Origin of the sequence: Alistipes sp. AF14-19 (genome assembly GCF_003461645.1) — a bacterium.
GTDB lineage: Bacteria > Bacteroidota > Bacteroidia > Bacteroidales > Rikenellaceae > Alistipes > Alistipes shahii.
Genome location: NZ_QTXM01000001.1, coordinates 171,924 through 194,427, shown reverse-complemented (window position 1 = coordinate 194,427; position 22,504 = coordinate 171,924). Strand labels below are relative to the sequence as shown.

General features: G+C 60.5%; 18 protein-coding genes. 7 read left to right on the top strand and 11 right to left on the bottom strand.

Annotation, left to right across the window (positions count from 1 at the left end; translation table 11 throughout):
* Positions 1-17: 17 nt before the first annotated feature.
* From DWW03_RS00680 to DWW03_RS00670, 3 genes are read right to left on the bottom strand one after another with little or no spacing between them, the layout of a single operon-like run.
* Positions 18-974: a methylenetetrahydrofolate reductase gene (locus tag DWW03_RS00680; protein WP_015547551.1), complete on the bottom strand. Its 957-nt coding sequence runs from the start codon at positions 972-974 to the stop codon at positions 18-20.
* Entirely contained in the window at positions 971-4,585 is a 3,615-nt protein-coding gene (gene metH, locus DWW03_RS00675) for a methionine synthase (RefSeq protein WP_118406095.1), read from the bottom strand. The genes DWW03_RS00680 and metH overlap by 4 nt, the downstream gene beginning before the upstream one ends.
* A complete protein-coding gene (locus DWW03_RS00670; RefSeq protein ID WP_118406094.1) occupies positions 4,586-5,407 on the bottom strand; it encodes a glutaminyl-peptide cyclotransferase in 822 nt (273 codons plus the stop codon). It lies immediately after the preceding gene.
* Between the two features lie 252 nt (positions 5,408-5,659).
* Here DWW03_RS00670 and DWW03_RS00665 point away from each other — a divergent pair, with 252 nt between their 5' ends.
* The 7 genes from DWW03_RS00665 to DWW03_RS00635 all read left to right on the top strand — a co-directional run bounded on the left by DWW03_RS00665 (position 5,660) and on the right by DWW03_RS00635 (position 15,479).
* Positions 5,660-6,985 (top strand): trigger factor, encoded by a 1,326-nt coding sequence (locus tag DWW03_RS00665; RefSeq protein WP_015547553.1) that lies wholly within the window; start codon positions 5,660-5,662, stop codon positions 6,983-6,985.
* Between the two features lie 304 nt (positions 6,986-7,289).
* Positions 7,290-7,958 (top strand): ATP-dependent Clp endopeptidase proteolytic subunit ClpP, encoded by a 669-nt coding sequence (gene clpP / locus DWW03_RS00660; protein WP_015547554.1) that lies wholly within the window; start codon positions 7,290-7,292, stop codon positions 7,956-7,958.
* A gap of 5 nt (positions 7,959-7,963) precedes the next feature.
* Positions 7,964-9,232 carry an ATP-dependent Clp protease ATP-binding subunit ClpX gene (clpX, locus tag DWW03_RS00655; RefSeq protein ID WP_015547555.1) on the top strand — a complete coding sequence of 423 codons (1,269 nt, stop codon included), beginning with the start codon at positions 7,964-7,966 and terminating at the stop codon, positions 9,230-9,232.
* Positions 9,233-9,291: 59 nt separating this feature from the next.
* Positions 9,292-11,325: a transketolase family protein gene (locus DWW03_RS00650; RefSeq protein ID WP_118406093.1), complete on the top strand. Its 2,034-nt coding sequence runs from the start codon at positions 9,292-9,294 to the stop codon at positions 11,323-11,325.
* 275 nt (positions 11,326-11,600) lie between these two features.
* A complete protein-coding gene (metK, locus tag DWW03_RS00645) occupies positions 11,601-12,905 on the top strand; it encodes a methionine adenosyltransferase (protein WP_022061799.1) in 1,305 nt (434 codons plus the stop codon).
* 174 nt (positions 12,906-13,079) lie between these two features.
* Positions 13,080-14,561 carry a Do family serine endopeptidase gene (locus tag DWW03_RS00640; protein WP_022061798.1) on the top strand — a complete coding sequence of 494 codons (1,482 nt, stop codon included), beginning with the start codon at positions 13,080-13,082 and terminating at the stop codon, positions 14,559-14,561.
* Between the two features lie 57 nt (positions 14,562-14,618).
* Entirely contained in the window at positions 14,619-15,479 is an 861-nt protein-coding gene (locus tag DWW03_RS00635) for an RNA polymerase sigma factor RpoD/SigA (protein ID WP_010266169.1), read from the top strand.
* A 55-nt stretch (positions 15,480-15,534) separates the two neighbouring features.
* Here the strand turns inward: DWW03_RS00635 and DWW03_RS00630 are convergent, their stop codons facing one another.
* The 8 genes from DWW03_RS00630 to trmB all read right to left on the bottom strand — a co-directional run bounded on the left by DWW03_RS00630 (position 15,535) and on the right by trmB (position 22,452).
* Positions 15,535-15,903: a hypothetical protein gene (locus tag DWW03_RS00630; protein ID WP_022061797.1), complete on the bottom strand. Its 369-nt coding sequence runs from the start codon at positions 15,901-15,903 to the stop codon at positions 15,535-15,537.
* Positions 15,887-16,270 carry a GntR family transcriptional regulator gene (locus DWW03_RS00625; RefSeq protein WP_015547560.1) on the bottom strand — a complete coding sequence of 128 codons (384 nt, stop codon included), beginning with the start codon at positions 16,268-16,270 and terminating at the stop codon, positions 15,887-15,889. The genes DWW03_RS00630 and DWW03_RS00625 overlap by 17 nt, the downstream gene beginning before the upstream one ends.
* Positions 16,271-16,277: 7 nt before the next feature.
* Positions 16,278-17,018, bottom strand: a complete 741-nt coding sequence (locus tag DWW03_RS00620) for a hypothetical protein (protein ID WP_022061796.1) — start codon at positions 17,016-17,018, stop codon at positions 16,278-16,280.
* Positions 17,011-17,856, bottom strand: coding sequence for an ATP-binding cassette domain-containing protein (locus DWW03_RS00615; protein ID WP_015547562.1), 846 nt, complete (start codon positions 17,854-17,856; stop codon positions 17,011-17,013). The genes DWW03_RS00620 and DWW03_RS00615 overlap by 8 nt, the downstream gene beginning before the upstream one ends.
* A gap of 228 nt (positions 17,857-18,084) precedes the next feature.
* Positions 18,085-18,747: a uracil-DNA glycosylase gene (gene ung / locus DWW03_RS00610; RefSeq protein WP_015547563.1), complete on the bottom strand. Its 663-nt coding sequence runs from the start codon at positions 18,745-18,747 to the stop codon at positions 18,085-18,087.
* 148 nt (positions 18,748-18,895) lie between these two features.
* Positions 18,896-21,160, bottom strand: a complete 2,265-nt coding sequence (locus DWW03_RS00605; RefSeq protein ID WP_118406092.1) for a M56 family metallopeptidase — start codon at positions 21,158-21,160, stop codon at positions 18,896-18,898.
* Positions 21,161-21,165: 5 nt separating this feature from the next.
* On the bottom strand, positions 21,166-21,540 hold the full coding sequence (locus DWW03_RS00600; RefSeq protein WP_015547564.1) for a BlaI/MecI/CopY family transcriptional regulator: 375 nt from the start codon (positions 21,538-21,540) through the stop codon (positions 21,166-21,168).
* A 162-nt stretch (positions 21,541-21,702) separates the two neighbouring features.
* Positions 21,703-22,452, bottom strand: a complete 750-nt coding sequence (trmB, locus tag DWW03_RS00595) for a tRNA (guanosine(46)-N7)-methyltransferase TrmB (RefSeq protein ID WP_022061793.1) — start codon at positions 22,450-22,452, stop codon at positions 21,703-21,705.
* Between the last annotated feature and the right edge of the window lie 52 nt (positions 22,453-22,504).

The window sequence follows — 22,504 nt, the reverse complement described above, 5'->3', positions numbered from 1 at the left end:
TGTTTTATCGGTTTGGGTCAGAAAACCGCCTTGACGATTTTCTGTATGTTCGTCGTGCGGCTCATCGTGTAGTAGTGCAGCACGGGCACGCCTGCGGCCATCAGTTCGCGGCTTTGGGCGATGGCCCACTCGGTTCCCACTTCGCGCACGCCGTCGGGATGCGCCTTGACTTCGCGCACGAGTTCCTCGGGCAGCTTCACGCCGAACGTTTCGGGCAGTATTTCCAGGTGGCGCAGCGTCGAGAGGGGCTTGATGCCGGGGATGATCGGCACGGTGATCCCCGCTTCGCGGCAGCGGCGCACGAAGTCGAAGTATTTGGCATTGTCGAAGAACATCTGCGTGATGACATATTCCGCCCCGGCGTCGACCTTGTCGCGCAGGCGGGCGATGTCCGAGGTGATGTCGCGCGCCTCGGCGTGCACCTCGGGATAGCCCGCCACGCCGATCGAGAATTTCGAGTGGTGGCACTCCTCGACCTCGCCGTCGATGAATTTTCCGCGGTTCATGTCGGCGATCTGCCGCACGAGGTCCACGGCGTGGGCGTGGCCCTGCGGATGGGGCATGAAACGCTTTTCGTTCTGCGACTTGTCTCCGCGCAGCGCCAGCACGTTGTGCAGGCCCAGGAAGTCCATGTCGATCAGCGTGTCCTCGATGTCGTATTTCGACAGTCCGCCGCAGATCAGGTGCGGGACCACCTCCACGCCGTAGCGGTTCTGGATGGCCGCCGAGATGCCCACCGTCCCGGGGCGGCGGCGCACGACGTGCCATTCGACGCTGCCGTCCTCGCGCTCGGTCTCCTTGATTCCCTCGCGGTGGAAGGTGATGTTGACGTAAGCCGGGTCGAGGGCCATCAGCGGCTCCACGGCGGCGAATATCTTCTGCATGCCGTCGCCCTTGAGCGGCGGGAGCAGTTCGAACGCGAAGCGGGTGCGCCCGGAGGCGATCGCTTCGTTGATGATCTCTACGACGTTCATACGTTGTTCGGTATAATCTTTTTTACGGTTTCGGCCTCCATTCCGCGGCGGCGTGCGTAGTCGAGCAGCTGTTCGGCGCCGATGGTCCCGACCGAAAAGTAGTCGGCGTCGGAGAACATCAGTCCGCACAGCGCCTCCCCGGGGTCGATCATCCAGTTTTCGGTCAGCCGCATTCCGGTCGTCACCTCGACCGCGAGCAGGTCGAAGACCTCGCGTTTGAGCGAATGGTCGGGCGAGGCCGGGTAGCCGAAGGCCATGCGGCGGCCGCGGTACTGGCCGCGGACTGCCTGCTCGGGGGTGGGCGGCGTGCCCGTTTCGTAGCCCCACATCTCGCGCCGCATGAAGGCGTGCACGGCCTCGGCGAAGGCCTCCGTGAGGCGGTCGGCCAGCAGTTTGGCCATGATGGCCGAATAGTCGTCGCCCCCGGCGCGGAACTTTTCCGCCAGCTCCTTCAGCCCGATGCCGGCCGTCAGGGCGAAACAGCCGATCCAGTCGCCGTCCGGTGCGATGAAGTCCGCCAGCGACAGGTTCTCCTCGCCGCGCGTCTGGTTGCGCAGCATCGGGAGGCGTTTTTCGCGCCCTTTCGCGTCCGTCACCAGAATGTCGTCGCCCTCGGAGCGTGCCGGGAAGATGCCCGCGACCCCTTGCAGCGTCAGCAGCCGCTCGTCGCGGATGCGGGCCAGCAGGGCCTGGGCGTCGGCGAAGACCTTGCGCGCCTCGGCGCCCTTTTCGGGGTGGTCGAGAATCTCGGGGTAACGCCCCTTGAGTCCCCACGCCGCGAAGAAGAAACTCCAGTCGATGTACGGTTCGGCGTCGGCCACGTCGAAGTCGGGGAAGACCATGCGCCCCGTATGGAGCGGCACGACGGGTTCGTGCTGCGCCGCGCCGCGCCGCGCCGCGCGCGCTTCGGCGATCGGAATGAGGTCGCGCTCCCGCAGCCGGCGGGCGTACTCCTCGCGCAGGGCCTGCTGGTCGGCTTTCACCTTGTCGGCGTAAAGGTCGCCGTCGGGGCCGAGCAGCTGCGCCAGTATCTGGCTGTTGCGGCTGGCGTTCGCGGAGTGGACCGCCACGCCCGAATAAACCGGGGCGATCTTCACCGCCGTGTGGAGGTCCGAGGTCGTCGCGCCGCCGATGATGACCGGAATGCGCAGCCCCCGCCGTTCCAGCTCCTCGCAGACGCGGGCCATTTCGTCGAGCGACGGGGTGATCAGCCCGCTCAGGCAGATGCACTGCGCGCCCCACGCCACCGCCTCCTCGACGATGCGTTCCGGCTCGACCATCACGCCCAGGTCCCGGATTTCGTAACCGTTGCAGGCCATCACGACCGCCACGATGTTCTTGCCGATGTCGTGCACGTCGCCTTTCACGGTGGCGATCAGCACTTTCCCCGAATTATGCGCATTCGCGGCCGACCCCTGTTCGATATAGGGCGTCAGCGCCGCCACCGCGCGTTTCATCACGCGGGCGGTCTTCACCACTTGCGGCAGGAACATCTTGCCCTCGCCGAACAGCGTGCCGACCTGCTCCATGGCAGGCATCAGCAGCGTGTCGATCACGGCCATCGGGCTTCCCAGCGCCTCGTAACCCTCCAGCGCATCCTGCTCCACGTAGTCGGCCACGCCCTTGAGCATCGCATGGGCGATACGCTCTCCGAGCGTCCCCGCACGCCATGCGTCGGGGGCCTGCGGCTGCGCCTGGGCCGTCTGCTGCACCCCGTGGGCATACTCCGCGAGCCGCTCCGCGGCGTCGGCCCGGCGGCAGAGGATCACGTCCTCGACGCGGCAGAGCAGTTCGGGTTCGATCTGGCTGTACACTTTGAGCATCTGCGGGTTGACGATGCCCATGTCCATTCCGGCCCGGATGGCGTGGTAGAGGAACGCCGAGTGCATCGCCTCGCGCACCGTGTTGTTGCCGCGGAAGGCGAACGAAAGGTTCGACACGCCGCCCGAGACCTTCGCATGGGGAAGGTGCTCCTTGATCCAGCGCGTCGCGTCGATGAACGCCTTGGCGTAGCCGTCGTGCTCCGCAATGCCCGTTGCGACGGCCAGCACGTTGGGGTCGAAAATGATGTCTTCGGGCGGAAATCCGTTGTCCGTCAATAGCTTGTATGCCCTCTCCGCAACCTCTGCTTTACGTTCGAAGGTGTCGGCCTGGCCCCGCTCGTCGAAGAGCATCACCACGGCCGAAGCGCCGAAGCGGTGGATCTCCGCGGCCCGGCGCAGGAATTCCGCTTCGCCCTCCTTGAGCGAGATGGAGTTGACCACCGACTTACCCTGCGTCACTTCAAGTCCCGCTTGAAGTACCTCCCATTTCGACGAGTCGATCATCACCGGCACGCGGGCGATCTCCGGCTCCGAGGCCATCAGGTTGAGGAACGTGCGCATCGCCGCCGGACCGTCGATCAGCCCGTCGTCCATGCAGACGTCGACGATCTGCGCCCCGGCGTCGACCTGTGCGCGGGCCACCGAGAGCGCCTCTTCGTAGTTGGCTTCGCGGATCAGCCTTGCGAAACGGGCCGATCCGGCGACGTTCGTGCGTTCGCCGACGTTGATGAAGTTGGCTTCGGGGACGATCCGCAGCGGCTCCAGACCGCTCAAGGTCGTGATGTGCTTCGGCGCGGGAACGGGCCGCGGGGCGTAGTCTCCGGATATTTTCGACAATTCGAATATGTGGGCGGGCGTCGTGCCGCAGCAGCCGCCCACGATGTTCACCAGTCCGCGACGCATATACTCGCCGACATCCCCGGCGAACATTTCGGGCGTCTCGTCGTAACCGCCCATCACGTTGGGAAGCCCTGCGTTCGGGTGCGCCGAGATGCGCGTTCCGGCCACTGCCGCCAGCCGTTCGAGGTAGGGCAGCAGCTGCTTGGCCCCGTAGGCGCAATTCAGTCCGACCGACAGCAGGTTCGCATGCGACACCGAGACGGCGAAGGCCTCGACGGTCTGCCCCGAGAGGGTGCGGCCGCTGGCGTCGGCGAGCGTTCCGGAGACCATCACGGGGATCGCGCGGCCCAGCCGCTCGCAGAGCGTGTCGATGGCCCAGAGGGCCGCCTTGGCGTTGAGCGTGTCGAAAACGGTCTCCACCAGCAGGATGTCCGCCCCGCCGTCCACCAGTCCCCGCACCTGATCCGTATATGCTTCGACCAGTTGTGCGAAGGTCACCTCGCGGGCCGCGGGATTCTGTACGTCGGCCGACATCGAGGCCGTGCGGTTCGTGGGACCCACCGATCCCGCCACGAAACGCGGCTTCTGCGGGTTGCGGGCCGTGAACTCGTCGGCCGCGCTGCGTGCGATTCCGGCTGCGGCCTTCGAAATCTCGTAAGCGCACTCTTCGAGCCGGTAGTCGGCCAGCGACACGGCGTTGGCGTTGAACGAGTCGGTTTCGATGATGTCGGCTCCCGCCCGCAGGTATTTTTCGTGAATCTCGCGCACCACGTCCGGGCGGGTCAGCGCGAGCAGGTCGTTGCAGCCCTTGAGCTGCACCGGCCAGCCGGCGAACCGCCGGCCGCGGTAGTCCTCCTCTTGCAGTCCGTAGCCCTGCACCATCGTGCCGAAGCCTCCGTCGAGCAGCAGGATGCGGCGCTCCAGTTGGTCGTATAGCGTTGTCGTCATTTATTTTTCGGTAATTTCTATTTCGTAGAGTTTCGGCCAGTTTTTGCCCGTCACGAAGATGCGGTCCCCCTCGGCGTCATAGGCGATGCCGTTCAGCACGTCGGTCGTCGCGGTCATTTCCGTTTCGGGCAGCAGCCCCGCGAGGTCGACGACGCCCTCGACGACGCCCGTCGCGGGGTCGATGACGACGATCTGGTCGGTGGTGTAGACGTTGGCCCATATTTTGCCGCCGATCCACTCCAGTTCGTTGAGGTATTCGACCGGCGCGCCCTTGTAGGTCACCGTCACGCGCTTTTCGCGGCGGAACGTCGCGGGATCGACCGTGTGGATCGTGGCCGTGCCGTCCGACATGTAGAGCTTCTCGCCGTCGGTCGTGAGGCCCCAGCCTTCGCCCGGATAGCGGAAGTCGCGGATCTTTTGCAGTTTCCCGTTCTCCAGCGAATATACGTGCGCGGTGTTGGACTGCCAGGTCAGCTGGTAGAGCTTTCCGCCGAGCAGGGTGATTCCTTCGCCGAACTCCGAACGGGGCAGGCGCGCCATGACCTCGGTTTTCCCCGTCGCGAGGTCGGTCTTCCGAACGACCGATTCGCCGTGCTGGCCCGTACCTTCCCACATCGTCCCGTCGACGTATTGCAGCCCCTGGGTGTAGGCGCCGGTCGAGTGGGGGTAGGTCGCCGCGATGCGGTAGGTGTACGTTTTCGGCTCGGCCTGCACGGCCGCCGCGGCCTGCGCCTTTGCGCCGGGGCGTTTGGCGCGCGCCGCCGGACCGCCGCATGCGCCCAGCAGCAGGATGGAAAACAGGAATATCGGGGTCGTTTTCATTGTTTCGGAACAAAATAGCTCACAAAGATACGAAAAAGTCGGATGGGATCAAAACGGAATTGCGCACGGCTCGGTAGAACCTTCCCCGGCAAGCGGGGGCGTTGCGGCCCCAAAGGTACGAAAAACAAACCGTATATCATAATTTGACCGTATTATTACGGGTAATGTCTTGCCGGAAATGGAATAATTTCGTATCTTTGCCTCCCGATTCTGAACGGAAATACGAAGAATAACAAATATAATTCATTCATTATGAACATTGTAAGAGAACAACGCGGCGAGAATAACTCGCTGATCCGCGTGACTGTCGGCGAGGCGGATTACGGGCAGGAGGTCGAAAAGTCCCTGCGCGAGTACAAGCGCAAGGCCAACATCCCCGGATTCCGTCCGGGCATGGTCCCCATGGGCATCGTCAAGAAGATGTACGGCAAGGGCGTCCTGGCCGAGCAGTCCTACCGTCAGGCTTCGAACGCCGTTTTCGAATATCTCCAGAAGGAGGGCATCGACTATCTGGGCGACGTGATTCCCGCGGAGGAGCAGGGCGACTTCGATTTCGACAACGCCACCGAGTTCGAATTCGTGTTCGAGATCGGCGAGGCTCCCGAGATCAAGCTGGAGCTTTCCGACAAGGATAAGCTGACCTACAACAAGATCAAGGTCGACAAGAAGATGCACGACGACTACCGTTCGAACTACCTGCGCCGCTTCGGCCGCCTGGTGGACGCCGAGAAGGTGACTTCGGACGAGGCGCTGTCGGTGACGCTCGACAACGGCGAGATGAACGTTGCGGACGCTTACGTGGGTCTGATCTCGATGGACGAGGCCGACCGCAAGCCTTTCATCGGCAAGAAGGTCGGCGACAAGATGAAGGTGAATATCAACGAACTCTATAAAAATCCCGCTCAGCGCGCCGCCTGCCTGCAGGTCAAGGAGAACGAACTGGAGGGCGTCAACCCCGAATTCGAACTGGAGATCACCAAAATCCGCAAGTTCGCCGAGCCGGAGCTGAACGAGGAGTTCTTCAAGATGGCTTTCCCGCAGGGCGGCGTCACGGACGAAGCCGGGCTGGACAAGTTCATCGACGCGCAGATCGAGGCCGAGCTGCGCCGCGAGAGCGACTACCTCTTCACGTTGCAGGTGCGCGACTATCTCGTGAAGAAGGCCGACCTGAAGATGCCCGCGGCGTTCCTCAAGCGCTGGCTCTACACGATCAACGAGGGCAAGTTCTCGATGGAGGACATCGAGAAGGATTTCGACCAGTTCCTGAAGATGTTCACCTGGAACTACCTCCAGAAGCACTTCATCAAGACCGACGGCATCTCCGTTTCGAAGGAGGAGGCGCTCTCCGAAGCCAAGGCGCTGGCCGCCTCGCAGTTCGCACAGTACGGCATGCCCTCGGCGCCGGACGACATGCTGGAGGGTTACGCCGAGAAGATTCTCGCCGACAAGGATCAGGGCCAGAAGATTTACGAGAAGCTCTATGAGGTGAAGGTCGTCGAGGATGTCAAATCGAAGGTCAAGGTAACTGAAAAAGCCGTATCTGCGGACGATTTCGCTAAATTGGCGAAGGAACTTTAAGTTTCGCGGAATTTTATCTATCTTTGGACTTTGCAGGCGTGATGTTTGCAAAGTCCTTTGTGCTTTAAGAACGCGCTTTTAGGGGCGGCTGTGGGTTTTCACGCTTCCCATCCGGTTCTGCGCTCCCGTCCGCCCGCCTGGGAGGCGGCTTTCGGGAGCGACGGGGGCCGGATCGCTTGCGGCGGTTTTCGCGCCCGCTTTAAGAAGCGGGTTTCGGGGGCGATGGGGAATTCGGAATGCTTCCGGCGGCTTGTGCGCTCCTGACCGGCAGAAGGCAGAATATGAAGAGTAAATAAATACGACTATGTCAGAATTTGAAAAATACGCACGGAACCACTGCGGGATCAGTTCGCTGAAACTGCACGATTTCCAGTCGGTAAGCGCGGCCTACGTGTCGCCTACGATCATCGAGGAGCGTCAGCTGAACATCGCCACGATGGACGTTTTCTCGCGCCTGATGATGGACCGCATCATCTTCCTCGGCGCACCGATCTACGACGACGCGGCCAATATCATCCAGGCCCAGCTGCTGTTCCTCGAATCGGTCGATCCCGAGAAGGACATTCAGATCTACATCAACTCGCCCGGCGGGTCGGTTTCGGCCGGACTGGGCATTTACGACACCATGCAGCTGGTGAACTCCGACGTGGCGACCATCTGCACGGGGCTTGCCGCCTCGATGGGCGCCGTGCTGCTCACGGCGGGCGCCAAGGGCAAGCGTTCGGCGCTCCCGCATTCGCGGGTGATGATCCACCAGCCGCTGGGCGGCGCGCAGGGCCAGGCCTCGGACATCGAGATCACGGCGCGCGAGATTCTGAAAACCAAGCGCGAGCTGTACGAAATCCTCTCGGTCCACTCGGGCGTCCCGGTCAAGAAGATCGAGAAGGACGCCGACCGCGACTACTGGCTGTCGGCCCGCGAGGCGAAGGATTACGGACTGATCGACGAGGTGCTTTCCAAACGAGACAAGTAAACCGCATGGCACAGAATAAGAACAACAACAAGAACGGCGGCGACTGCTGCTCGTTCTGCGGCGCCAAGCGCACGGACGTGGAGATCATGTTCCAGGGTTCGGACGGCGCGAATATCTGTAACAAATGTATCGAGAACGGCTATAAGATCATCGTCGACAACGACATCGCCTCCGAACGGGGACGGCGTCCGGCGGCGGCTCCGCTCAAGATGGAGGAACTGCTCAAGCCGGCGCAGATCAAGGAGTTCCTCGACCAGTATGTCATCGGGCAGGATGCCGCCAAGCGGTATATGTCCGTGGCGGTCTACAACCACTACAAGCGGCTGCTGTACGCCCCGAAGGAGGACGAGGTCGAGATCGACAAGTCGAACATCGTGCTGGTCGGTCCGACGGGCACGGGCAAGACGCTGATGGCCCGCACGATCGCCAAGCTGCTGAAAGTGCCGTTCACGATCGTCGACGCGACCGTTCTGACCGAGGCGGGATATGTGGGCGAGGATGTCGAGAGCATTCTCTCGCGGCTGTTGCAGGTCGCCGACTACAACGTCGAGCAGGCCGAGCGCGGCATCGTCTTCATCGACGAGATCGACAAGATCGCGCGCAAGGGCGACAACCCCTCCATCACGCGCGACGTTTCGGGCGAGGGCGTGCAGCAGGCCCTGCTGAAAATCCTCGAAGGAACGGTGGTCAACGTGCCTCCCCAGGGTGGCCGCAAGCACCCCGAGCAGAAATTCATCCAGGTCGACACGCGCAACATCCTCTTCATCTGCGGCGGTGCGTTCGACGGCATCGAGAAGAAGATCGCCCAGCGGCTGAACACCCGCGCGATGGGTTACGGGCGGCTGAACGCAGATCCCATCGACCGCTCGAACCTGATGCAGTACGTCACGCCGCAGGACCTCAAGTCGTTCGGACTGATTCCCGAACTGGTGGGACGTCTCCCGGTGCTGACCTACATGCAGCCGCTGGAGCGCGCGGCCCTGCGTTCGATCCTCACCGAGCCGAAGAACGCCATCGTCAAGCAGTACAAGCGTCTGTTCGAACTCGACGGCGTGAAACTCGCCTTCGACGACGACGCGCTGGACTACATCGTCGACAAGGCCGTCGAGTTCAAGCTCGGCGCGCGCGGCCTGCGCTCGATCTGCGAGGCGATTATGATGGACACGATGTTCGACATCCCCTCGACCGATGCCCGAAAGTTCACCGTTACTTTGCCTTATGCAAAGAAAAAGATAGAAAAGGCAAATATTTTGGAACTTAAACAAGTCGGCTAATTTCTTTTTGGCTATCTTTGTCGGAAATAAACAGCTAAAACGCATAAAATACTAACTCCATGTCTACAACGAATTCAAAACTTACGCGCGTTGCCGATAATATCCGCATCCTTTCGGCCGCGATGGTCGAGAAGGCCAAGTCGGGGCATCCCGGCGGCGCTATGGGCGGCGCGGATTTCATCACGGTGCTCTTCACCGAGTTCCTGCGTTACGACCCCGATAATATGGCGTATCCCTACCGCGACCGTTTCTTCCTCGATCCGGGCCACATGTCGCCGATGCTCTATTCGACGCTCGCGCTGGCCGGGCACTATTCGACTGAAGATCTGCAATCGCTGCGCCAGTGGGGCAGCGTGACGCCGGGGCACCCGGAGGTGGACGTGATGCGCGGCGTGGAGAATACGTCGGGACCGTTGGGACAGGGCCACGCCATGGCGCTGGGAGCCGCCATTGCGGAACGCTTCATGGCCGCCCGTTTCGGCGAGTGGATGGCGCACAAGACCTATGCCTATATTTCGGACGGCGCCGTCGAGGAGGAGATTTCGCAGGGCGTGGGCCGCATCGCCGGCCATCTGGGCCTGTCGAACTTCGTGATGTACTACGATTCGAACAACATTCAGCTCTCGACGAAGGTCGACGAGGTGATGACCGAGAACGTGGCCATGAAGTACGAGGCGTGGGGCTGGAACGTGTTGTCGATCGACGGGCACAACATCAATGAGATCCGCGAGGCGCTGGTCGCCGCCGAGAGCGAGACCGAGCGTCCGACGCTCATCATCGGCCATACCGTCATGGGCAAGGGCGCCAAAGGCCCCGCCGGAGAGAGTTTCGAAAACAAAGTCTCGACCCACGGCCAGCCGCTGACGGCCGCCGGGGCCGATTTCGCCGCTACGGTGAAGAACCTGGGCGGCGATGCGGAGAATCCGTTCGCCGTCTTCGAGGAGAGCCGCGAGGTCTTCGCCGAACGTCGCGAGGCGTTGAAGGAGTGGGCCGCGAAGCAGGCCGCCGTCGAGAAGTCGTGGCGCGCGGAGCATAAGGAGCTGGCGCGCAAACTCGACGATTTCCTTTCGGGCAAACTTCCCGAAATCGACTACAAGTCCATCGAGATGAAGGCCGACGTGGCTACGCGCGCCGCATCGGCGACGGTGCTGGGCGTCTTCGCCGAGAAGATCGACAACATGATCGTGGCTTCGGCCGACCTGTCGAATTCGGACAAGACCGACGGTTACCTGAAGAAGACCAAGGCGTTCACGAAGGGCGATTTCAGTGGGAAATTCTTCCAGGCGGGCGTCTCGGAGCTGACGATGGCCTGCGTTGCGAACGGCATGGCGCTGCACGGCGGCGTGATCCCCGTCTGCGGCACGTTCTTCGTCTTCTCCGATTATATGAAGCCCGCCGTGCGCCTCTCGGCGCTGATGCGCCTGCATGTGGTCTACGTCTGGACGCACGACTCGTTCCGCGTGGGCGAGGACGGCCCGACGCACCAGCCTGTGGAGCACGAGGCGCAGATCCGCCTGATGGAGCACCTGCGCAACCACCACGACGAGCGTTCGATGCTCGTGCTGCGTCCGGCCGACGGCGATGAGACCGTCATGGCGTGGAAACTGGCCGTCGAGGAGCACCGCCCTGTGGCGCTCGTGCTGTCGCGCCAGAACATCAAGACCCTGCCGACGCTGGGCGCCATCCGCCGCGAGGAGGCCGCGCAGGTCGCCAAGGGCGGTTATGTGGTGATGGATGCCGCCAAACCCGCCGCGGTGCTGATCGCCACGGGTTCGGAGGTCGCAACGCTGGTCGAAGGCGCCGAACTGCTGGCCGCCGAGGGCATTCCGGTCCGTGTGGTGAACGTCCCGAGCGAGGGGCTGTTCCGCGACCAGCCCCGTTCGTACCAGGAGAGCGTGCTGCCTGCGGGCGTTGCGCGCTACGGCATGACTTCGGGCCTTCCGGTCAATCTCCGGGGACTGGTGGGCGAGAACGGCGTGATCCACGGTCTCGACCATTTCGGCTGGTCGGCCCCCTACAAGGTGCTCGACGAGAAGTTCGGCTACAACGGGGCAACCGTCGCCGCCGAAGTGAAGAAGATGCTCGGGAAATAGCGGAGACCGTCCGGGTTCGGCGGCAACGATTTTCGAGTTGCCGCCGAAGTGACCTATATATAAAATGTGCAGGAGCCACCGCCCGACGCGGTGGCTTTTGTTTTGCAGATTCCGAAATTATGCCTATCTTTGCAGTCCCGTCTGTCAAGCGGGGAAATGTGGAAAGATTTGACTGATTGCAAACCACAATAAAAAATCGCTAAAACAGCACATTTTTTATTTTCAACAGCCAATTTTTCCCATTTTATACGTTTAACCATTAAAAATGTATGAAAATGGGCTTTTTATTTACATCGGAATCGGTGTCCGAAGGACATCCTGACAAGGTTTCGGATCAGATTTCCGACGCAATCCTCGACGAATTCCTGCGCCGCGACGCCAACTCGAAAGTCGCCTGCGAAACCCTTTGCACCACGGGACTCGTGGTCGTGGCGGGTGAAGTGCGCTCGGAGGCGTATGTCGATGTGCAGGGCGTGGCGCGCCGCGTGATCAACCGCATCGGCTACACCCGGAGCGACTATCAGTTCGACGGCAACTCGTGCGGCATTCTGTCGGCCATTCACGAACAGTCGTCGGACATCAACCAGGGCGTCGTCCGCGAAGCCGAGGAGGAGCAGGGCGCCGGCGACCAGGGCATCATGTTCGGCTACGCCTGCAACGAGACCCGCGAGATGATGCCCGCGACGCTGATCCTGTCGCACGTGATCCTCAAGGAGCTGGCCGTCATCCGCCGCGAAGGCGAGGTGATGACCTATCTGCGTCCCGACTCGAAGTCGCAGGTCACGATCGAGTACGACGAGACGACGAACAAGCCGCTGCGCGTGCATACGATCGTCGTCTCGACGCAGCACGACGAGTTCATCCTCTCGGGCGAGGGCCGCAGCGAGAAGGAGGCGGAAAAACAGATGCAGGACAAAATCCGCGAGGACGTGCGCACGATTCTCATTCCGCGGGTCAAGGCGCGTCTGGAGCGCGCCGGCGACCAGCTGGCCGCACTGATCGGCGACGACTACATCCTGCACGTGAACCCCACGGGCAAGTTCGTGATCGGAGGGCCTCACGGAGACACGGGACTTACGGGCCGCAAGATCATCGTCGACACCTACGGCGGCCGCGGCGCGCACGGCGGCGGCGCCTTTTCGGGCAAGGACTCGTCCAAAGTGGACCGTTCGGCGGCCTATGCTGCGCGCCACATCGCCAAGAACCTCGTGGCGGCGGGCGTCGCCGACCAGATTCTGGTCGAGTTGAGCTACGCCATCGGCATCGCGCAGCCGCTGTCGATCTACGTCGATACCTACAATTCACCCCGTCCCGCGGCGTTGGCCGGCATGACCGACGGCGAGATCGCCCGCCGCATCGGGAAGCTCTTCGACCTGCGTCCCGCGGCCATCGTGAAGCGTTTCGGCCTGAAAAACCCGATCTTCGAGGCGACGGCCTCCTACGGGCATTTCGGCAATCGTCCTTACACGAAGGTGGAGAAGGTCTGGGAAAACGGCGTCGAGACCGAGCGCGAAATCGAGTTCTTCGGCTGGGAGAAACTTGATGCCGTGGAGCAGATCAAGCGGGAGTTCGGCCTTTAGCGTCCGGATACGCTGAAAAATCGGGGCGTCCGCGCAGGATGTCCCGATTTTTGTGCGAAAAGGACATACTAACCGGACGTTATTGTGCGTTTGTCCTTCGAAATTGAAATTTAAACGTACAGCTTATGTAATGAAGTTGCCTCTGATTAATAGAACCAAAACATTTAATTCATTATGAAAAAGGCATTTTTGATTTTAGGACTCGTAGCCGTGTCGGCCGCAGCCGGCGGACTTACGGCTTGGACGGTTTCCGCGGACCGCGGAGGTTCCGTCGCATACATCGAGCGCGAGGTGGAACGTACGCCCGCGCTGGGAACCCAGTTTACGTCTTACCAGGCCGAGCAGTATCCCGACCTCACCTACGCCGCCGAGAATGCGGTGAAGGCCGTCGTGAACATCGAGGCCATCCAGCAGGTCGAGATGCCCCAGCGCCGGGGCTACGATCCGTTTCTGGAGTTCTTCGGAATCCCGCAGGATTACGGCCGCGGCGACGGAGGTCCGCAGTACCGCGAGCAGCGGGCCGGCGGTTCGGGCGTGATTATTTCGGAGGACGGCTATGTCGTGACGAACAACCACGTCGTGGACGGGGCTTCGAAACTCAAGGTGAAGCTCAACGACGGGCGTTCGTTCGACGCCAAACTCATCGGCAAGGATTCGGCGACGGACCTCGCGCTGCTGAAGGTCGAGGCCAAGGGGCTGCCTACGCTGGCTTTCGGATCGTCCGATGCGCTGCGTCTGGGCGAATGGGTGCTGGCGATCGGTTCGCCGTTCGACTTGCAGTCGACCATCACGGCCGGCATCGTGAGCGCCAAGGCGCGGCAGCTGGGAGCCATTCCCAACGATTTCAGGATCGAGTCGTTCATCCAGACCGACGCGGCGGTGAACCCCGGCAACTCGGGCGGTGCGCTGGTCAACACCCACGGCGAGCTGGTGGGCATTAACACGCTGATCAAGTCGCAGACGGGAAGCTACGTGGGCTATTCGTTCGCCATTCCCGAGTCGATCGTCCGCAAGGTGGTGGTCGATCTGAAGGAGTTCGGCGTCGTGCAGCGCGCCCTGCTGGGCGTACAGTTCCGCGTCGTGGATCAGGATTTCCTCGATACGGAGGGTAAAGAGTTGGGCATCAAGGATCTGGGCGGCGCCTACGTGGCCGCAGTTGTCGAGGGCGGAGCCGCTTCGGAGGCCGGAATCCGCAAGGGAGACGTGATTCTGGACATTGATGGCGTGAAAATTGTTGAGCCTTCGACGCTTCAGGAGCAGATCGCCAAACGCCGACCCAACGATACGGTTAAATTATCCGTAAAAAGAGACGGAAAGGTGAAACAATTTGACGTTACTTTGCGTAATAAAGCAGGTAAAACGGAATTGGTTACCAAGGAGGACGTCGATGTTGTCGATGCGCTCGGAGGTAAGTTCGCCGATGCGGGCGCCAAACTGTGCCGCGAACTTGACATCAAGGGCGGCGTGCAGGTGGTCGGCATCAAGGCCGACGGAATTCTGGCCCGCGCCCGTGTTAAACAGGGATTTGTGATCACTCACATCAACGACCGCCCGGTCTATTCGCTCGGCGACATGCAGCGGATGACGGAGAAGGTCCGTTCGATCGACGGCGTTTATCCCAACGGCCGTTCGGCAAGCTACACGCTGGTGGAGTAAATCGCAGCCCGGGCGGGTTTATGGATTGCAGTATTATTAGGATAGTTAGAAAAAAATATGCGTCAATTAAAGATTACAAAGTCCATCACCAACCGCGAAAGCGCCTCGCTGGACAAGTACTTGCAGGAAATCGGCAAGGAGGAGCTTATCACGGTCGAGGAGGAGGTGGAACTCGCCCAGCGAATTAAAAAAGGAGACCAGGAAGCGCTTGAGAAGCTCACCAAAGCCAACCTGCGTTTCGTGGTGTCCGTCGCCAAACAATACCAGAATCAGGGATTGAGCCTCCCGGACCTGATCAACGAGGGCAACCTCGGGCTGATCAAGGCCGCCGAGAAGTTCGACGAGACCCGCGGTTTCAAGTTCATCTCCTATGCCGTGTGGTGGATTCGTCAGTCGATTCTCCAGGCTTTGGCCGAGCAGTCGCGCATCGTGCGTCTGCCGCTCAACCAGGTGGGTTCGCTGAACAAGATCAACAAGGCGTTCGCACGCTTCGAGCAGGAGCACGAGCGCACGCCGTCGCCCGAAGAGCTGGCTACGGAACTGGAACTCCCGAAGGAGAAGGTCACCGACACGCTGCGTGTCGCCGGCCGCCACGTATCGGTCGACGCTCCGTTCGCCGACGGTGAGGACAACTCGCTGCTGGATGTGCTGGTGAATCCCGATTCGCCCAATGCCGACCGCGGGCTGATCAACGAGTCGCTGTCGACCGAGGTGGACCGTGCGCTGGAGACCCTCACGGAGCGTGAGCGCGACATCATCAAGTACTTCTTCGGCATCGGAACCTCGGAGATGACTCTCGAGGAGATCGGCGAGAAGTTCGACCTGACGCGCGAGCGCGTGCGTCAGATCAAGGAGAAGGCGATTCGCCGCCTCCGGCATTCGTCGCGGTCGAAACTCCTGAAATCCTATCTGGGATAAAGTTTATGGGATTAGAAAACCGGTCGTGTTGTATACACGACCGGTTTTTTGGTGTCTAATCTTCGTTGATCGGTTGTGGCTTGCCGTTGCGCAGGAAACTTTTCAGGTCGGGTAGTGTGACGTAGCCGTACGACGTTCCCGAAATGTAGAGCGTATCGCCGCAAATGCGTAGGGGCGTGGTCTCTGGATCGAATGGGCTCCAGAAACCGAGCGTTTGCGAACTTTTTCGTCCCCGACTGGCTTGGATGTAATTGTCGCCTTCGACCGAGAGAACGTGGATCGAAGTCTTTTCCAGTTGTGTAATGAGCGCTTTGCCCGATGCTTCGGCCCGTTTGTACTCCTTCAGGATTGCCGCGCTGTTGCCGGCGGTAAAGAGCAGGTAGGCAGCAAATGCCGTCGAGAGGATTTTATTGCTTGTTTTCATGACTTTTCCGTTTTAAATAGTTGTTGTGGAGAGTCTGCAGGTCGTTCATGTCAATGCCCAGTTCGTCCATGCGGGCGAACATGGTGTGCAGTTCGACCCGAATGAATTCGTGTCGCTGGGCTTCGAGTGTCCGAGCCTGCGAGCCTTCGGCGACGAAGAATCCCATGCCGCGGCGGATAAGGATCAGTCCGTCGCTTCCGAGTTTATCGTACGCCCGCATCACCGTGTTGGGGTTGACTTGTAGTGTCACGGCGAGTTCGCGTATCGAGGGGATGCGCTCCCGCTCGGGCCAACGGCCGGAGACGATGGCGCGGCAGGCGTGGTCGTAGATCTGGAGCCAGATCGGCTGGTTGTCGTTGAATTGCATGGCCGGATTATTTGAGAGTTTTTTCCCGGAGCTTGAAATATCCGGTCACCCAGCTTACGAGAGTCCAGTATCCGAAGATCATCGTGTAGGCGCCGTATTCCGGGAGTTGCTTCCGGAGCGGAAAAGAGAGCCTTGCGGTGTCGGAGTGTATGTTGACAGTGAATTCGGAAAAGGGAATGCGGACGAATAATCCGTCTGATGGCATCAGTACCCAGTAGTAGATGATGAAGAATAGGATGAAAGCTCCGGCGAGCAGCAGGAATATTTTCATCGGGTATTCCTTGCCCCAGCAACAGGCCAGCAGCAGCCCGGCCTGCACCGTGAAGATCGTCAGCCATGTAGGATAGATCATGATTCGGATGATGTTGCCGTCGGGGATGTCTGCCGCGGCTGTGACAGGCCACAAGACGAGGCTGAAAAGCAGGGTGGCGATAACCGTTGTGTTGAACCAGATGAAGAGGTATTTCTCCGCCGCCGTGACAGGCAGCGTGTAGGAGCGTACCATCGGCAGCCGCTTGTAGAGGTTACGGCAGCTCAAGCGGGTGACGTAATACATGAATCCCAACATCGTGAAGCAGGCGGTTACGCGGAATTCCCCCGGATCACTGCGCCATGATCCGTAAAACCACGCGAAGACAGAGAGCAGAATCAGAATTGCCAGCAGGCCGTAGCCGTAGTAGCGGGCATTTTCAACGTAATGTTTGCGTGCATATAATACAGTGCGCCGAAAAGAGATGGAGTTATTCATGATTGGTGGGATTTGTGTGAAGAATCGAGGGAATGGTCATGCGGTCGTGGGTGGTGGCTGCGAAGATCAGTTCGAGGTCCGGACGGCTTTCCCGGCCGGTCGTATTGAGGGCGATGCCCTCTTCGCCCGAGAACGAGGGGGTGCTGTAAATCGCTTTCGCGTCTGCGGGCAACGGCCCAAACGTGAGGCGGTGCGACAATTCTTCCGTGGTTGCGGCGAGCACAAGGCCCTGTTCGTCGAGGATGACGATTTTGTCGATCAGGTTCTCGACTTCGCGGACTTGATGGGTCGAGATCACGATGGTGCGTTTCTCGTCGGCGTAGGCCGCCAACAGGCTGCGTAGGATTGTTTTCGACGGGATGTCCAGACCGTTGGTCGGTTCGTCGAGTAGCAGGAACTGTGGATTGCAGGCGAGTGCGAAGGCGATGTAGCCTTTTTTGCGCTGGCCCATGGACATGTCGTGGGGATTTTGTGACGGATCGATTTCGAGTGCTTCGCAATGACTTTCGAACATTTCTGCTGAATAACCGGGGTAGAAGACACCTGTGTGTGAGGCAAAACGGCGGAGTGGAATATTCGGCAGGCTCAGTTCTTCCGGGATCAGCATCAGCCTGGACAGAAAATCCACGCTCCGCTGCCGCGGGGTGAATCCATCGACGGCAATGTGCCCTGTATCGGGTTCGAGCAGTCCGCAGATAAGTTGCAGCAGCGTGCTTTTGCCAGTGCCGTTGCGTCCCAGCAGGCCGTGGATGTGCCCTTCGCCGAACGTCAGCGAGAGATCTGCGAAAACCTTCCGGCGACGGTTGTAACCGAAAGAAACGTTTTGAAAAGCAATCATGGCTGTTATTGTTTTTGTGTATTAGTGTAGTAGTACACTACAAATATAGGGCGATAATTTTATATTCCAAATTTTTTCGGAATTTTAAAAAAAGGAAATGGCTACGCGTCTTAATGGATCGTGGCGTTTTTGTAACCGTGTGTTCGGTGGGTCTGGGGAGCAGGCTCCAACAGCATGACTGTGATCAGAAGTGCGAGTTGTCTAATTGGGTGATTCTGTTAAATGTTGTTACCACACGATCGGCTCCTTGCCCACGGAGCGGAGGTATTCGTTGGCGCGCGAGAAGTGGCGGCAGCCGAAGAATCCCCGGTAGACCGACAGCGGCGAAGGGTGCACGGCTTTGAGGATCAGGTTGCGCTGCGGGTCGGCGATGGCGCCTTTCTTCTGGGCGTAGCTGCCCCAGAGCATGTAGACGATGCCCTCTTTGCGCTGGGCGATGGCGCGCACCACGGCGTCGGTGAAGGTCTCCCAGCCGCGGCCGGCGTGCGACGCGGCTTCGTGGGCGCGGACCGTGAGCACGGCGTTGAGCAGCAGCACTCCCTGTTCGGCCCAGCGGTCGAGGTTGCCCGTAGACGGTATGGGCGTGCCGGTGTCGTCGGAGACCTCCTTGAAGATGTTTTGCAGCGAGGGCGGGAAGGGAACTCCGTCCGCGACCGAGAAACAAAGCCCGTTGGCCTGTCCGGGACCGTGATAGGGGTCCTGGCCGATGACGACCACTTTCAGGCGGTCGAACGGGCATTTGTCGAAGGCGCGGAAGATGTTGCTGCCGCGCGGGAAAATGCGCCGCGAGGCGTATTCCTGCCGTACGAACTCCGTGAGCTGCGCGAAATAGGGTTTTTCGAACTCCGGGGCGAGGAGTTCCTTCCAGTCGGGGGCTATCTTTACATCCATGTTACGAGCGGTTAAAGTCGTGTAAATGTAGTAAAAAGTTCCCGGAATGCCGTGTTTTTGCGGCGGATTTCGGCGGGCAGGGCAAAAAACGGGCGGCATCCGCTGAACTTGGGGTGGACGCCGCCCGTCGCTGATGGTAAGAAGGGGGTTATTTTTGGGTTGCGCCGTAGCCCACGACGAGGATTCCGTCGCGACTGCCTTGGGGCTTTTCAGGCCGTTCGGAGAACTTGTCCCCGCTGCCTTGGAGGTAAAAATCGACGGGCAGCGTATATTTCACGCGCACCTTCTCTCCGCGCTGCTCGCCGGGCGTCCATGCTCCGGCGGGCGAGGAGGCGATCACGCGGCGGGCCTCGTCGGCAAGCAGTTTGTCGGGCGATTGCAATACCAGGATATTGCTTACCGAACCGTCCTTTTCGACGATGAACGAGACGATGACACGTCCCTGGATATTGTTTTTCATCGCTTCGGCCGGGTATTGGATGTGCATCTGTATCCAGTTGCGGAAGTCTTTGATCTCGCCGCTCCGGAACGAAGGCATCTTCTCGGTGACCAGGAATGGTTCGTTACCGTCGGGAGCGCCCTGCACGGTTGCGCTTTCGGTCTGGGGCAGGCGGAAATCGACGGGCAGCGTATATTTCACGCGCACCTTCTCTCCGCGCTGCTCGCCGGGCGTCCATGCTCCGGCGGGCGAGGAGGCGATCACGCGGCGGGCCTCGTCGGCAAGCAGTTTGTCGGGCGATTGCAATACCAGGATGTTGCTTACCGAACCCTCCTTTTCGATGGTGAACGTCACGACCACGCGGCCCTGAATGTTCCGTTCCACGGCCTCGGCGGGGTATTGGAGGTGCTCCTGCACCCACGCGCGGAAGTCGTTGAGGTCGCCGCCGCGGAACGAAGGCATCTTTTCGACGATCAGAAACGGCATGTCTTCCGTGGACGCGGAGGCGATTTCGACCGATCCGGGTTTCTCGTTGAAAACGGCTTCGTCAGCCGCCGGTTTGGCTGCGCCTTTGGTGGTGATCACGATCACGCCGTTTTTACCCCGCGAACCGTACACTGCGGTGGAGGACTGATTTTTGAGGACGCTGATCCGTTCGATCGTATTGGGGGCGATGTCGTCGATGCTCGTCCGCTCGACGCCGTCGACGATATAGAGCGGTTTGGCTTTCCGCTCCTTTTCGGCTCCTGCGGCGCTTTGGGGCGCGGGCGTTTTTTGGTCGCCGAGGGTTACGCTGACGGGGTCGAGCTTGTTGCTCTCGGTCTCCAAGGTGATTTCAAAACTCTCTGCGCCGGATTTGTCGGAGACGCGGACTTTCCGGGTCTGGCAGCCGACGTAGGAGATGACAAGTTCATTGCCGGGAGCCGCTGAAATCTGCGCCGTGCCCTCCTTGCCGGTCACGGTTCCGACGTTCGATCTGCTGATCAGTACGATTGCGCCCGGAAGCGGCTGGCCGTTCTGGAAGACGGTTACGGAGACTTTTTTCTTCGTTGCGTCCTGGGACGCCGTTTCGTCGGCCGGGGCCTTTTCGGTTTCTGCAATCCGGACCTCGGCGGCGCGCGTGGTCAGCGAGAAAGCGCACAGGAGTCCTATCACGGCGGGAAGCGTTCCCGCCAGCCGCAGCAGGGAGTGCCTGCCGGAAGTTTTCGTTGTCATCATTTTAAAGCGTTTTTTGGTTAAGGAATCCCGCAGCCCGTTGGCTATTTCCGGACTATAACCGAATAGCTGCCTGAATATGGTTTTCATGTAATGTTCGATGTCGTACCCTTCGGCCAGCACGTCGCTGTCGGCTTCGAACTCCTCGGCTTCGGTGAGCCGCCGTGCGGCGAGCCATACGAAGGGGTTCCACCACAGCACGGCCTTCATGCATTCCATCGCCACGCGCTCGGCGGAGTGGCGGTGGGCGACGTGGCTCGCCTCATGGGCTACGATGGCCTGCAACTCTCCGGCCGGGATCTGGTCCCAGAGGTAGATCGAGCGGAAGAACGAGAACGACGCGATCCGCTGCGGGGTGCGCACGAGCGTGAAACGCTCCGTGCGGGTGATCGCCGCACCGCGCCGCAGCCGGCGGATGCGCACGACCTGCCACAGCATGACGCCCGCGACCAGCCCGACCCCGATCAGGTATACCGCCAGGCATATCGCTTCGGGCGTGACGGCCGGAGCCGCCTCTTCGACCACCTCGGCGGTCCATTCGGCCGCGGGCAGTGCGACCGTCGGGGCGACCTCGATCACCTTGCCCGGCCAGACGGGGATGCGCAGCAGCGGAATGACCGCCGCCAGGAGGGTCGATGCGAGCAGGTAGGCCCTGCACCAGCCGAACCGCACGTGCCGTTCGAGCAGTATGGCGTAGGCCGCCAGCAGCACGCCGCTGCAAGCCAGCACTTCGAGGGCGTAGATGGCGAGGGTTTTCACGGCGGTTATTTTTTGGCGTTGCGCATGATTTCGAGAATTTCATCCATCTCCCGGGCGGAGATGTTTTCATGGCGCGAGAAGAACGACACCAGTTGGGCCAGCGAGCCGTCGAAATAGCTGGAAAGCATCGACGACATGACGCCGCGGGCATACTCCTCGCGGCCGATCAGCGGAAAATAGCGGTGGCTCTTGCCCTCGGCCGTATGGCTGACGAAGCCCTTGTTCTCCAGAATCTTGAGAAACGTGGCGACGGTGGTGTACTTGGGGTGGGGTTCGTCGGTCCGGGCGATGATGTCGTTGACCACCGCGTCGCCCAGACGCCAGAGAATCTGCATGATCTCCTCCTCGCCGCGAGTCAGTTCCGTAATCTTGGTATTCATAGGTCGTGTTGTTTCGGGTTTACGACACAATATTACTACTAAATTTTTAGTAAAACAAATTTTCGATCTAAAAATTTAGTAGATAAGCCCGAAATAATTAATACCTATGTTTATAAGAAAGGTGGAGAGGCCTGGTCGGAGAGGCCGGAGCTGGGAGCGAGACTATCGTAGCTGCCGTTCGGCCTCGTTGTCTTTCTCCTCCTTGTCGTCCTCCTCCCAGTCGAACCACGGGAATTCGTGCCGGCCGTCCAGCGCGAAGCGCGTGTAGGTGATCGGAAGTCCCATTTCGAGAAAGCGGGTTTCATAAGCCGTCTTGACCGAAAGCACCTCGTCGGCGAACCCCGAACCGTAGATGTCGGGTTCGGAGACCTCGCAAGTCAGCCCGTAATGGCGGATGACCTCGCCCGTGTAGGCGTAGAGGTGCTTGGAGTCGGTCTTGAGGTTGATCCACCCGTCGGGCCGGAGCAGGCGGGCGTAACAGGCCAGGTAGAGCGGCGAGGTGAGACGTTTCTTGGCCCGCCGGGTCTTGAGCTGCGGATCGGGGAAGGTGATCCAGATTTCGGACACTTCGTTTTCGGCGAACAGCGCGTCGATGAACTCGATGCGTGTGCGCAGGAAGCCTACGTTGTGCATCCTGCGGTCCGTGGCGGTCTTCGCGCCGCGCCACATGCGTGCGCCCTTGATGTCGATGCCGATGTAGTTGCGCTGCGGGTCGCGCTGAGCCAGCGCGACGGTGTATTCGCCCTTGCCGCAGCCCAGTTCCAGTACGATGGGATTGTCGTTGCGGAAGAAATCACGGTTCCAGTTCCCTTTCAGCGGGTGGTCGCGGTGGAACACCTCGTCGAATTCGGGTTGCACGAAACATTCGAAAGTCAGGTTCTCGCGGAACCTGCGGAGCTTGTCTTTGCCCATAGTGGTCTGTTGTTCCGCCGGACTGCGGGGCCGGCAGGACGGTAATGTGTTT